At 67.6% G+C, this 12,153-nt stretch carries 12 protein-coding genes; 8 read left to right on the top strand and 4 right to left on the bottom strand.

What is annotated here, in order from left to right; translation table 11 throughout:
- The first annotated feature begins 181 nt into the window (after nucleotides 1–181).
- Entirely contained in the window at nucleotides 182–844 is a 663-nt protein-coding gene (locus AC1DY5_RS23205) for a DUF6064 family protein (RefSeq protein WP_478115153.1), read from the top strand.
- A gap of 108 nt (nucleotides 845–952) precedes the next feature.
- Here the strand turns inward: AC1DY5_RS23205 and AC1DY5_RS23200 are convergent, their stop codons facing one another.
- From AC1DY5_RS23200 to AC1DY5_RS23190, 3 genes are read right to left on the bottom strand one after another with little or no spacing between them, the layout of a single operon-like run.
- On the bottom strand, nucleotides 953–1,390 hold the full coding sequence (locus AC1DY5_RS23200) for a DUF6691 family protein (protein WP_478115151.1): 438 nt from the start codon (nucleotides 1,388–1,390) through the stop codon (nucleotides 953–955).
- Between the two features lie 11 nt (nucleotides 1,391–1,401).
- Complete coding sequence (locus tag AC1DY5_RS23195) at nucleotides 1,402–1,836, bottom strand: YeeE/YedE family protein (RefSeq protein WP_478115155.1); 435 nt, start codon at nucleotides 1,834–1,836, stop codon at nucleotides 1,402–1,404.
- A complete protein-coding gene (locus tag AC1DY5_RS23190) occupies nucleotides 1,836–2,159 on the bottom strand; it encodes a metalloregulator ArsR/SmtB family transcription factor (protein WP_478115149.1) in 324 nt (107 codons plus the stop codon). Before AC1DY5_RS23190 ends, AC1DY5_RS23195 begins: the two co-directional genes overlap by 1 nt.
- 89 nt (nucleotides 2,160–2,248) lie before the next feature.
- Here AC1DY5_RS23190 and AC1DY5_RS23185 point away from each other — a divergent pair, with 89 nt between their 5' ends.
- The 7 genes from AC1DY5_RS23185 to AC1DY5_RS23155 all read left to right on the top strand — a co-directional run bounded on the left by AC1DY5_RS23185 (nucleotide 2,249) and on the right by AC1DY5_RS23155 (nucleotide 11,572).
- Nucleotides 2,249–3,151 carry an MBL fold metallo-hydrolase gene (locus AC1DY5_RS23185; protein WP_478115147.1) on the top strand — a complete coding sequence of 301 codons (903 nt, stop codon included), beginning with the start codon at nucleotides 2,249–2,251 and terminating at the stop codon, nucleotides 3,149–3,151.
- A gap of 64 nt (nucleotides 3,152–3,215) precedes the next feature.
- Complete coding sequence (locus tag AC1DY5_RS23180) at nucleotides 3,216–3,941, top strand: ABC transporter ATP-binding protein (protein ID WP_478115145.1); 726 nt, start codon at nucleotides 3,216–3,218, stop codon at nucleotides 3,939–3,941.
- Between the two features lie 7 nt (nucleotides 3,942–3,948).
- A complete protein-coding gene (locus AC1DY5_RS23175; RefSeq protein ID WP_478115143.1) occupies nucleotides 3,949–6,339 on the top strand; it encodes an ABC transporter permease in 2,391 nt (796 codons plus the stop codon).
- A 7-nt stretch (nucleotides 6,340–6,346) separates the two neighbouring features.
- Nucleotides 6,347–7,561: an efflux RND transporter periplasmic adaptor subunit gene (locus AC1DY5_RS23170; RefSeq protein WP_478115141.1), complete on the top strand. Its 1,215-nt coding sequence runs from the start codon at nucleotides 6,347–6,349 to the stop codon at nucleotides 7,559–7,561.
- Between the two features lie 48 nt (nucleotides 7,562–7,609).
- The gene (locus tag AC1DY5_RS23165; protein ID WP_478115139.1) at nucleotides 7,610–8,038 is read left to right on the top strand and encodes a universal stress protein; all 429 of its coding nucleotides are present in this window, start codon (nucleotides 7,610–7,612) and stop codon (nucleotides 8,036–8,038) included.
- A gap of 19 nt (nucleotides 8,039–8,057) precedes the next feature.
- Nucleotides 8,058–9,017: a cation diffusion facilitator family transporter gene (locus AC1DY5_RS23160; protein WP_478115137.1), complete on the top strand. Its 960-nt coding sequence runs from the start codon at nucleotides 8,058–8,060 to the stop codon at nucleotides 9,015–9,017.
- Nucleotides 9,018–9,019: 2 nt separating this feature from the next.
- Nucleotides 9,020–11,572 carry a cation-translocating P-type ATPase gene (locus AC1DY5_RS23155; RefSeq protein WP_478115135.1) on the top strand — a complete coding sequence of 851 codons (2,553 nt, stop codon included), beginning with the start codon at nucleotides 9,020–9,022 and terminating at the stop codon, nucleotides 11,570–11,572.
- A gap of 17 nt (nucleotides 11,573–11,589) precedes the next feature.
- Here the strand turns inward: AC1DY5_RS23155 and AC1DY5_RS23150 are convergent.
- A partial coding sequence (locus AC1DY5_RS23150) for a dioxygenase family protein (protein WP_478115133.1) occupies nucleotides 11,590–12,153 on the bottom strand: 564 nt, incomplete at its 5' end.

The following is a 12,153-nucleotide window of genomic DNA, read 5'->3' as shown; positions in this document are numbered from 1 at the left end:
GCACAAGGCGATCCTCACGGCTTTGCTCAATCGCGACGCGCTGGGTGCGCGCCAGGCGACGCTGGTCCAGCTGGAGGAAACGCGCGAGGACATCTCTCGCATTCTCGATTCCGACCTCGATCGCGCGTAGCGTCAAGACATCTGCCTGGCCTGAGTTGTTGTCCTGTGCGCTGAGCCTCGCATGCCGTTCACCACCCAGCAGTTCTTCGAGGTATTCGCTCGCTACAACATGGCCGTGTGGCCGGCGCAGATTGTGTTGAACGCGCTCGCGGTCCTTGCCGTCCTCCTCGTCCTCCGTGCCAGGCCGTCCGATGGCCGATGGGTCTGCGCCATCCTGGCCGCCCTCTGGGCCTGGATGGCGGTTGCGTATCACTTCGCCTTCTTCGCTGCGATCAATCCCGCCGCCTGGGTTTTCGGCGGCGTCTTCCTCGTCGGGGCCATCTGGCTTGCCTGGGTCGGGTGCGTGCAGGGACGGTTGCGGATTCAGCCGAGAGGCGGCTGGCGCGGATGGAGCGGTGTGGCGCTCATCCTGTTTTCGCTCCTGGTCTATCCAGCGCTCGGTTGGGCGCTCGGCCACCGATATCCTGCGTCGCCGAGCTTCGGGCTGCCCTGTCCCACGACCGTGTTCACGATGGGGCTGCTGATGTTCGCGAAGGCGCCGGTGCCGTTGTCCGTGTACGTCGTCCCCCTGCTGTGGGCCGCGGTGGGCTCGACCGCGGCTGTGACACTCGGCGTCTACCAGGACCTGGGACTTCTGGTCGCCGGCGCGTTGGCGCTGCTCCTGCTGTTTCGTCTCAAGAGGGATGGTGAAGCGGCACGGCAGTGGGTGTCGGAGGCGGACTGAGGAGCTACCGGCTCGCACGCGAAATCGCGCCCGCACATGCAGTCTGCGGTCAGCGCCTATTTTGTGGGCCCTGTCGCTGGGGGCGGATTGATCCCATCGTGGCTGACCTCAGGCAGCATGCGGCACGAGCACGCGCTTGCGGCGCTCGAAGAGTTCGAAGACGCCCATGCCCGCCAGCATCGCGGCCACGAAGACGAGTGCCTTGACTTCGCCCATTCCGAGGGAAACGAGAGCCGGGCCGGGGCAGAAGCCGGCGACACCCCACCCAATGCCGAAGAGCGCGCTGCCGAGGACCAGGCGGCGGTCGATGTGGTGCGCCGAAGGCAGTCGCATCTCGGCGCCGAGGAAGGACCGGGCGCGATGGTTGGCCAGCGTGAAGGCGACCGCGCCCACGGCGATGGCGCCCGCCATGACGAACGCCAGGGAGGGGTCCCAGTGACCCGCGAGGTCCAGGAAGCCGAGCACCTTGGCCGGGTTGGCCATGCCGGACACGATCAGGCCGAGGCCGAAGACCAGGCCGGCGAGCAGCGAAGCGAACGCAATCATGAAGGACTCCTTCAAATACCGAACAGATGACGCGTCACGAACACCGTGACGAAGCCGGCGCCCATGAAGGCGGCCGTGGCGACGAGCGAGCGGGGCGACAGTCGAGAGAGGCCGCAGACGCCGTGGCCGCTGGTGCATCCGGAGCCGTAACGCGTGCCGATGCCCACGAGCAGCCCGGCCAGGATCAGCGCGCCATACCCGGCGTCGATCTGTGGCTTGGGCAGCGTCGCGAACAGCAGGTAGACCAGCGGCGCACCGACCAGTCCCAGGACGAAGGCAATGCGCCAGGCGCTGTCGCCCTTGACCGGCCTGAGCAAGCCGCCGAGCACCCCGCTGATGCCGGCCATGCGACCGTTGAGCAGCACGAACATCGCCGCCGCGATGCCGATGAGCACGCCGCCGGCCAGTGCCGTGAGCGGCGTGAAGTGGTTCCAGTCGATGGACATCATTCTTCCTTTGGACAATAGAGACGGTAGAGAAGCGCAAGGATTTCGAGCGTCGACGGGTCGGCCACGCTGTAGAAGATGCTCTTGCCCTCGCGGCGCGTATGGACCACCCCTTCGTTGCGGAGAACACCGAGTTGCTGCGACAGGGTCGGTTGGTGAATGCCCAGCGTCTGCTCGAGGTCGCTGACGCACATCTCGCCTTGCGAGAGCTGGCACAGCAGGAGCAGACGGTCTTCGTTGGCGAGCACCTTGAGGGCGCCTACCGCCTTGCCGGCGGCGCTGCGCAGGGCTTCGGGGTCGATGACGGGGGAAGGGTGCTTCATGGAGAGGGCGGAACAGTATCGATTGACATATTATGTGAATTTATATAATATTTGTCAATTGAATGAATATCGCACCGATGGAGGACCCCATGGCGACGTGCACGACGACCCAAGGCTTTTTCGACCCCAACACGTGGACGGTCTCCTACGTCGTCTGGGACCATGCGACGGAGCGAGCCGCGGTCATCGACCCGGTGCTTGACTACGACTTCAAGTCGGGCCACACCAGCACGGCCTCGGCCGACCGGCTGCTGGCCTATGTCCGGGACAATGGCTTGCAGGTCGACTGGATTCTGGAAACCCACGCGCACGCCGACCACCTGTCCGGCGCACGCTATGTTCAGGCCCAGGCCGGCGGCCTGATCGCCATCGGCGAGAACATCCGCACCGTGCAGGCGACCTTCAAGAAGCTCTACAACCTGGAGCGCGGCTTTCTTCCGGACGGGAGCCAGTTCGATCATCTCTTCAAGGACGGCGAGGTCTTCAGGATCGGCGAGGTCGAGGCGACCGCGTTGCTGGTGCCGGGCCACACGCCGGCTGACATGGCCTACAGGGTGGACGGCTCGGTTTTCGTCGGCGACACGCTTTTCATGCCCGACGTCGGCAGCGCACGCGCTGACTTCCCAGGCGGTAACGCACGCCAGCTCTACGCCTCGATGCGCAGACTGCTGGACCTGCCGCCCGAGACCACGATGTGCGTCTGTCACGACTACCCGCCTGCGACCCGAGAGCCCCGGTGGCAGACGACCGTCGCCGAGCAGCGAGCCCACAACATCCATGTCCACGACGGCATCAGCGAGGACGCCTTCGTCGCCATGCGCACGGCCCGTGACGCCACCCTGGATGTTCCGACGCTCATCCTTCCCTCGATTCAGGTCAACGTGCGGGGCGGGCAACTGCCGCCCCCTGACGACAACGGGGTCGCCTACCTTCGCATTCCGCTGAATGCCCTTCCTGTGCACCCGCACCTCGAGGGCAGGCAGGAAGCTTAAGCCTGGATTCGCACGACTTGATGGAAATCAAAGGTCGCCGGGGCGGCACGTCGGAACATCGGCCATGGTCGCCCCACCGTTGCCGGTACCTCCCGTCTTTCGAGCCCGAGGGCTCGGCAAGACCTACCACGCCGGCGACGTGGACGTCGTCGCCCTGCGCGACGTGGATCTGGACATCGCGGCCAGCGAATTCGTGGTGCTGCTCGGGCCTTCGGGCAGCGGCAAGTCGACCCTGCTGAACATCCTCGGCGGCCTGGAGGTGGCCACCACCGGCAGCCTCAGCTACCTCGACCACGACCTGACCGCCGCCGGCGACGACGCGCTGACGCGCTACCGGCGCGACCACGTCGGCTTCGTGTTCCAGTTCTACAACCTGATTCCCAGCCTCACGGCCTACGAGAACGTGGCGCTGGTCACCGACATCGCGGCCCACCCGATGCCCATCGACGAGGCGTTGGAGCGGGTGGCGCTGTCGGCCCGGCGCGACCATTTTCCGTCGCAGCTCTCGGGCGGCGAGCAGCAGCGCGTGGCCATCGCACGGGCGATCGTCAAGCGGCCCCAGGTGCTCCTTTGCGACGAACCGACGGGCGCGCTCGACTATGCGACCGGCAAGCTGGTGCTCGATGTCATCTCGCGCATCAACCTCGAACTCGGCACCACCGCGCTGGTGATCACGCACAACGCGGCGATCGCCGGCATGGCCGATCGTGTCGTGTACCTTGCGGACGGCAGAGTCCAGCGAATCGAGCGCAATGCGAAGCGCATGGCGTCCGAGGAACTCGCATGGTGAGCGGGCCATGAAGGCACTCGACCGCAAACTGATGCGCGACCTGCGCGCGATGTGGAGCCAGGCGCTCACCATCGCGCTGGTGGTGGCCAGTGGCGTGGGAGGCTTCCTCACCAGCCTTTCGGCCGTGGATTCGCTGGCTGCGGCACGCGACGCCTTCTATGCCGAGGGACGCTTCGCGGACCTGTTCGCCACGGTCAAGCGCGCGCCGCTGGCGCTGGCCGAACAGCTTCGCGGCGTGCCCGGCGTGGCCGACGTGCAGCCGACGATCGAGCAGGTGGTGCGCATCGAGATCGCCGGCAGCAGCGACCCCGTGCTGGGCCAGTTGATCGGCGTCGACCGCCTGCAGCCGCCGCGCCTGAACCGGGTCGCGATTGCCGAGGGGCGTGGCCTGTTTGACCAGGCCGCGATCGACGAACCCGTGCGCGACACCATCGACACGCTGGTGTCGAAGGGCTTCGCACAGATGCGCGGCCTGCGCCCGGGTGACTCGGTGGGCGCCCTGGTCAATGGCCGCAAGCGCCGCCTGCACATCGTCGGCATCGCCCTGTCGCCGGAGTTCGTCTTCGCCGGCCTGTGGGGCATGCCGGACCAGCGCGGGTTCGGGATCTTCTGGGTCGATCAGCAGGCGCTGTCTGCCGCCTACGACATGGACGGCGCCTTCAACACGCTGGCCGTTCGGCTCGCGCCGGAAGGCACGCGCCGCATCACCGAGGCCGAGGTGATCGGCGCGCTCGCGCAGCCGCTGGCCCGCTACGGCGGCGCCACGCCACGCGGCCGCATCGACCAGACCTCGCACGCCATGCTGGACAACGAGATCAAGGAGCAGCGCGTGCTCGGAACGGTGCTGCCGTCGATCTTCCTTGGCGTCGCCGCATTTCTGCTGAATGTGGTGGTCTCGCGCCTGGTCGCGACGCAGCGCGAGCAGATCGCCGCGCTGAAGGCGCTCGGATACGCGAACAGGCGCATCGCGGCGCACTACCTGAAGCTGGTGCTGCTGATCGTCGCGCTGGGCCTCGCGCTCGGCATCGTGCTCGGCGACTGGCTGGGGGCCGCCTTCGTCGGCCTGTATGCGGAAGTCTTTCACTTCGCGCACTTCGAGCATCGAATGGATCCAGGCCTGGTTGTCCTGGCCGGCGGCTTGACGCTGGGCGCCGGCGTGCTGGGCACCCTGTCGGCGATTCTCGCCACCGTCCGACTGACGCCGGCCGAAGCCATGCGGCCGCCGGCCCCCGGGCGGTTCCGCCGCACGCTGGCCGAGCGGCTCGGCTTCACCGGGCTGAGTCCCGCGCTGCGGATGATCCTGCGCAACATGGAGCGCAAGCCGCTGCGCACCGGTCTGTCGATCGGCGGCATCGCCGCGGCGCTGGCCATTGTCGTGATGGGCAACTTCTTTCGCGACGCCATCGAGGTGATCGTCGACACCAGCTTTTCCCTGTCGATGCGCAGTGACGTCTCGGTGTGGATGACCGAGCCGGCCGACGGCGCCATCGCACTGCAGCTCGGGCGACTGCCCGGCGTGCTGGCGCACGAGTCGCTGCGCGACGTGCAGGCGATGCTTGTCAACGGGCCACGGCGCCAGCGCGTGATGATCCGCGGCGGCCCGGAGCGCAGCGAGCTGTTGCGCATCATCGATGTCGACGGCCGGCAGACCCTACCGGGCGGCGACGGCATCGTCCTGACCGACCGCCTGGCCGACAAGCTTGGGCTGCGGGTGGGCGATGCGGTGCGGGTCGAAGTGCAGGAGGGGCGCCGCAGCGAACTCACGCTGCCGGTGGAGGCGACCGTGCGCGAGATGATGGGCCTGAACGCCTACATGAACCGTGCCGCACTGAACCGGGCGCTGGGCGAGGGCGATGTCGCGACCGGCTTCGTGCTGGCGCTAGAGCGCGGCAGCGAGGCCCGCTTCCTGCAGGCCACGCAGGGCCTGCCCCGCGCGGCGGGCGCATTCAGCAAGGCGACCTTGCTGCGCAACATGCGGGAGGTGACGGCACGCAATATCCTGATCATGAGCACCGTGCTGACCCTGTTCGCCGCCGTCATTGCCGTCGGCGTGGTCTACAACAACGTGCGCATCGCGCTCGCGGAGCGCAGCTGGGAGCTGGCGAGCCTGCGCGTGCTCGGATTCACGCGGGCGGAGGTCTCGGGGCTGTTGTTGGGTGAGCTGGCGATCGCCGTCGCCATTGCGCTGCCGCTCGGCATGCTCGCCGGCTATGGCCTGGTCCACGTCATCACGGGCCTGCTGAAGTCCGACCAGTTCTACTTTCCGGTCGCGATCCTGCCGCGAACCTACGCGCTGGCGGCACTGGCGGTTCTGGGGGCGGCCGTTGCGAGCGCGCTGGTCGTGCGGCGGCGCATCGATCGGCTCGACATGGTCTCGGCCCTGAAGACGCGGGAGTGAGCGTGACATGAAGCGCAATACGCTGGCGGTGATGGTGGGTGCAGGCGTGGTGCTGATCGGGCTGCTGGCCTGGGCTTTTGCGCCGCGCCCCATCGCCGTCGAAGTGGCGACGTCCTCTATCGGGCCTTACGAACAGTCCATCGCGGAAGACGCCCGCACGCGGCTGCATGACCGCTTCGTCATCACCGCGCCCCTGGCCGGACGGTTGGCGCGCATCAGCTTGCGCGAGGGCGATGCCGTGGCGGCCGGCGACACGGTCGCGACGCTGACGCCCGCACTCTCGCCGATGCTGGACGAGCGCACCCGGCGCGAGCAGGACACCCGCGTCGAGGTCGCCGAGGCCGTCGTGCAGCGCGCGGACGCGAATGTGCAGCGTGCGCGCGTCGGACTCGAGTTGGCACGTGCGGAGTTGCGCCGTTCCGAGCGGCTGGCGCGCGAGAAATTCATCGCGGCGGCCAAGGTGGAGTCCGACCGGCTTTCGGTGCAGGCCGCGCAGAAGGATCTCGATGCGACGCTGCAAGGTCGCCACGCCGCGGGGCATGAGCTGGAGACCGCGCGTGCGGCGCTGCTGGTGGCGCGAAGCCCATCGGGTCAGGGCGCCAGCTTTCCGTTGCGCTCACCGGTGGCAGGGCGCGTGCTCAAGGTGGTGCAGCCCAGCGAGACCACAGTGACGCTGGGCGCGCCCGTGCTCGAGGTCGGCGACATCTCGCAACTGGAGATCGTCACCGAGCTGCTGACGACCGACGCCGTACAGATACAGGTGGGCGCGCCGGTGCGCATCGAGCGCTGGGGCTCGCCCGGCGCGCTCGAAGGCCGCGTGCGGCGCATCGAGCCGGCAGCCTTCACCAAGGTCTCGGCCCTCGGCATCGAGGAGCAACGGGTCAACGTGCTGATCGACATCACCAGTTCTCCATCGTCGTGGCGGGCGCTGGGAGACGGCTATCGCGTGGGCGTTCGCATCGTGACGGTGGCCCAGCCCTCGGCACTGCGGGTGCTGGTCAGCGCGGTGTTCCCGCTGCCCGGCGAAGGCATGGGCGTGTTCGTCGTCTCGGATAGGCGGGCGCGGCTGGCGCCGGTGGAAATCGGCGGGCGCAACGGATCCGAAGCCTGGGTACTCGGGGGCATCCAGGCCGGTGCGAAAGTGATCGTCTATCCGCCCTCGGCGCTGCGCGACGGCAGCCGGGTGACAACGCGCAGCGTGCCTCTGGTGCGGCAAGACTGAGCCGCAACCCTGCACTCGGTAGAACAACATCAACCGGAGCTTCGAACCATGAAAATCCTTGTTGCGACCGATGGGTCCAAGAACTCCCTGCGCGCAGTCAAGTACGCGGCCAGGCTTGCGCATCTGTTGCGCACCGCATCGAACAAGATCACGCTGATCAGCGTCCACGACGACACCGGCCTGCGCCATGCCAAGGCCTTCGTGGGCAAGGCGGAGGTTGCGGACTATCTGCGCGAACTCAGCGAGAAAGAGCTCAAGCCGGCCCGCAAACTGCTGCAGGCCGATAGCATCGGCTATGACATGGAGATCCGCACGGGCCACGTGGCGCAGGAAATCGTCGATTGCGCCAGCAAAGGCAAGTTCGACATGATCGTGCTGGGCTCGAAGGGCCGCAGCGCGGTGGCCGACCTGCTGATCGGCTCGGYGGCGCAGCGCGTGCTCGCGACCGCGAAGCAACCCGTCGTGGTGGTCAAGTGACCGGCCACAGCCGGACGCCATGAATCTGGATGACCTGTCCGACGATCCCGAGGACAGCGAACACAGCGCCGAAGAGCGTGCAAGTGCAGCCTCGCGCAGCACCTGGGTCAGTGTGGTCGTCAACCTGCTGCTGACCGTCACCCAGGTCACGGTCGGTTTGCTATCCAAGTCGCAGGGCCTCGTGGCCGACGGCATTCATTCGCTGTCGGACCTGGTCGCCGATTTCGTGGTGATCTTTGCGGGCCATCACAGCAAGAAGGAAGCCGACCAAGACCACCCCTACGGCCACCAGCGTTTCGAGACCGCCGCTTCCCTGGCCCTCGGCCTGCTGCTGCTCGCCGTGGGCGTCGGCATGCTCTGGTCCGCGTTTCGCAAGCTCGAGGAGCCCGAGACCGTTCAACAGGTCCATATCGTCGCGCTCTGGGTTGCCGGCGGCGCGCTCATCGCGAAGGAACTGCTCTTTCGCTACATGCTGGCCGTCGCCAAGCGCGTGAAGTCGAGCATGCTCGTCGCCAACGCCTGGCACGCGCGTTCCGATGCGGCTTCGTCTTTGGTGGTCGGCCTCGGCATAATCGGCAACCTGGCCGGCTACCCGATCCTGGACCCGATTGCGGCGCTCATCGTCGGCTTCATGGTGGCCAGAATGGGGTGGAGCTTCGGCTGGGATGCATTGCATGACCTGATGGACCGCTCGATCGACGAACAGGAAGTCGAGGCGATCCGTCGCACGCTCAGCGAAACCGAAGGCGTGCGCAACGTGCACGACGTGCGCACCCGCAAGATGGGCGACATGGTCGTCGTCGACGCGCACCTCGAAGTGGACGCCACCATCAGCGTCGAACAGGGCCATGACATCGCGGTCGCGGCCCGCCAGCGCGTGCTGCAACGCCATCGCGTGCTCAACCTCATGACGCATGTCGATCCGTGRMGCAGGCCGGACCTCGACCATGCGGCAGCGGTGGGGCTTTCGGATCGATGAACATGGGCTCGCCCGCGACGGTGTCCACGGCCGCGACAGGCAGTCTGAGCGACGACGAAGCGGCGCGGCGGCTGCAGCGGGACGGCCTGAACGAGTTGCCAGTTTCGCGGCCGCGCAGCGTGCTGAGGCTGGCACGCGAAGTCGCATCCGAGCCGATGTTCCTGCTGCTCGTGGCCTGCGGGGGCATCTACATGGTGCTCGGCGACGCCCAGGAAGCACTGATGCTGCTGGGCTTCGTCTTCGTGGTCATGGGCATCAGCTTTGTTCAGCAGCGGCGCAGCGAGCGGGCCCTCGATGCCCTGCGCGACCTGTCCAGTCCGCAAGCCCTGGTCCTTCGCGGCGTGACGGGGCGTCGCGTTCCGGCGCGCGAGCTGGTGGTGGGCGACGTGGTGCTGCTGGCGGAAGGCGACCGTGTCCCGGCCGACATGGCGCTCGTCGAAGCGGCCAATCTCGCGATCGATGAATCGCTGCTGACCGGCGAGTCCGTGCCGGTGGCGAAGGAGGCGGCATCGTCGCTGCCAGCGAATGACGTCTCAAGGGCTTTCTCCGGCACGCTGGTGACCAGAGGATCCGGGCGCGGGCGCGTCATCGCCACCGGCGAACGCAGTGCGCTGGGGCGCATCGGCCAGTCGCTGGCCGGCATCGAGCTGGAGTCGACGCCGATCCAGCAGGAGACGCGCCGCGTCATCAAGCAGGTGGCCGCCGTCGGGCTTGTGCTGGCCGCTGTGCTCGCCATCGCCTATGGGATCACCCTCGGTGACTGGCTGCACGGCGTGCTGGCGGGACTCACGTTCGCGATGGCCGTCCTTCCGGAAGAACTTCCGGTGGTGCTCACGCTCTTCCTGAGACTGGGTGCATGGCGGCTGGCCCGCGAGAAGGTCCTGGCCAGGAGCATCCCCGCGATCGAACTGCTCGGCGCCACCACGGTGCTCTGCGTCGACAAGACCGGCACGCTGACCGCCAACCGGATGACCGTGCGGCGCCTGTGGTCCGAGGAAGCCGTCCACGACCGACTGCAATCGGCGGGCAGTGCCCTGCAGGAAGAGCTGCACCGCGTCCTCGAGTACGCCGTGCTGGCGAGCCATCGCCGGGCCTTCGACCCGATGGAGTCGGCTATCGGTGCCGCCGGACAGCAGTTGCTGGCCGGCACCGAGCACCTGCATGCCGAATGGACCCTGGTCGATGACTATCCGCTGTCGCCCGAGATGCTGGCCATGTCGCGCGTCTGGCAGTCGCCGGACCAGCGTGATCGTCTGATCGCGGCCAAAGGCGCGCCCGAGGCGATCATCGACTTGTGCCACATGGACGCCGGCCAGAGTGCGAGAGTGGCCGCGCAGGTGCAAGCCATGGCGCGGGACGGCCTGCGCGTGCTGGGCGTGGCGCAGGCGAGCTTCGGTGCCAGCCGGCTCCCGGAGCTGCAGCACGATTTCGAGTTCCGGTTCCTCGGACTGGTCGGGCTCGAAGACCCCGTGCGACCCGAGGTGCCACAGGCCATCGCCGAATGTCGGGAAGCCGGCATCCGCGTCGTGATGATGACAGGTGACCATTCGGCAACCGCCGTTTCGGTGGCCCGGCAGGCCGGCCTKCAGGTCGATTCGCAGGTGATCACCGGGGTCGAGCTCGCCACGCTCTCGGATGAYGCGCTCGCCGCGCGCCTGGCCGACACGCACATCTTCTCCCGCGTCCAGCCCGRCCAGAAGCTCCGGCTGGTCCGGGCCTTCCGCGCGCGGGGCGACGTGGTCGCCATGACCGGCGACGGCGTCAACGACGCCCCGGCGCTGAAGGCGGCCGACGTCGGCGTGGCGATGGGCGCCCGCGGCACCGAGGTGGCGCGAGAGGCGGCTGCGCTGGTGCTGATGAACGATGACTTCGCCTCGCTGGCGACCGCGGTGCGCTACGGTCGACGGGTGTTCGCGAACCTGCGCAAGGCGATTGTGTTTGTGGTGGCCGCGCATGTACCGATCGTGGGCCTGTCGGTCATGCCGGTGCTGCTGGGATGGCCGCTGATACTGATGCCGGTGCATATCCTGTTCCTGCAGCTGATCATCGATCCGGCCTGCTCGGTGGTGTTTGAATCCCAGGCGCTGGAGGGAGACGCCATGAGGACCCCCCCGCGCCGCACCGACCAGCACCTGTTCGACAAGGCCGTGCTGGTGCGTGGCCTGTGGCAGGGGGCTGGCTTRCTCGCCGTGTTGCTCGGGATGTACGCCACCAGTCGATTTGCCGCCTCGACGGAGCCCGACCGCGATGACGTGGCGCGGACATTGACCTTCGTGGTTCTGGTGCTCTCCAACYTGGCGCTGATCCAGACCAACCGCTGCTGGGGTCGCAGCGGCTGGCGCGGCCACGSTGAGTCCAACCCGCAGTTCGGCTGGATTGCCCTGGGCACGATCTCGATGATGGGCCTGGTGCTCGTCGTCCCGGCGATCAGTCGCCTGTTCGCGTTCGCGCAGCCCTCGCCGATGCAGTTGCTGGCGGCGCTGGGCGTTTCAGCCCTGAGTTGGATCTGGTTTGAGTGCGTCAAGTGGGGTCTGCGCCGGTTTCGCGCGAAGTGATGGCCGGCAGCAGCGCTCTATCCGAACTGCACGCAGCGCATGCTCAGCGTGCCGGAGTGGAATCCTTCGTAGATCGTTCGCGCGCGCTCGCCCGCATCTGCGGCGCCCAGCGCGTACAGAAAGGGGTAGTAGTGGTCGGGGATTGCCACTGCCGTCCCGGCGCCCGCCAGGCGCTCGTAGTCGAGCATCGCGCGGTCATCGCGGCCCGCAAGGGCGAACTTGACAGCGTCGTCGAACGACTGTGCCCACGGGCGCGACGCAGCCAGTGCCGGCGAGGTGCCGCGGTCGGTGGCGCGCAGGTTGTGCACCACATTGCCGCTGCCCATCACCAGAACGCCCTTGGCTCTCAGCGACCCCAGGTCGCGGCCGATCGCGTAGTGAAATGCCGAGGGCTTTTCGTAGTCGATCGAGAGTTGGAACACCGGCACGTCGGCCTTGGGGAACAGATGATGCAGCACTGTCCAGGTGCCGTGGTCCAGGCCCCATTGATCGGTCTCGATGACTCGGGTCGCGCGTACGCTGCGGGCCGCCTCTCTTGCCAGGGCGGGGCTCCCCGCGGCGGGGTACTGCATCTCTTGGAG

It is taken from the genome of Variovorax sp. P4_D9 (assembly GCF_056401695.1).
Note: the sequence above shows the minus strand (reverse complement) of the source record. Positions and strands in the feature narration are given on the sequence as shown.

Bases quoted from the DNA above. Each gene is read 5' to 3' on its own strand.
- AC1DY5_RS23190 (WP_478115149.1), bottom strand. From the start codon at position 2,159: ATGAAGCACCCTTCCCCCGTCATCGACCCCGAAGCCCTGCGCAGCGCC.
- AC1DY5_RS23200 (WP_478115151.1), bottom strand. From the start codon at position 1,390: ATGATTGCGTTCGCTTCGCTGCTCGCCGGCCTGGTCTTCGGCCTCGGC.
- AC1DY5_RS23180 (WP_478115145.1), top strand. From the start codon at position 3,216: ATGGTCGCCCCACCGTTGCCGGTACCTCCCGTCTTTCGAGCCCGAGGG.
- AC1DY5_RS23185 (WP_478115147.1), top strand. From the start codon at position 2,249: ATGGCGACGTGCACGACGACCCAAGGCTTTTTCGACCCCAACACGTGG.
- AC1DY5_RS23205 (WP_478115153.1), top strand. From the start codon at position 182: ATGCCGTTCACCACCCAGCAGTTCTTCGAGGTATTCGCTCGCTACAAC.
- AC1DY5_RS23175 (WP_478115143.1), top strand. From the start codon at position 3,949: ATGAAGGCACTCGACCGCAAACTGATGCGCGACCTGCGCGCGATGTGG.
- AC1DY5_RS23195 (WP_478115155.1), bottom strand. From the start codon at position 1,836: ATGTCCATCGACTGGAACCACTTCACGCCGCTCACGGCACTGGCCGGC.
- AC1DY5_RS23170 (WP_478115141.1), top strand. From the start codon at position 6,347: ATGAAGCGCAATACGCTGGCGGTGATGGTGGGTGCAGGCGTGGTGCTG.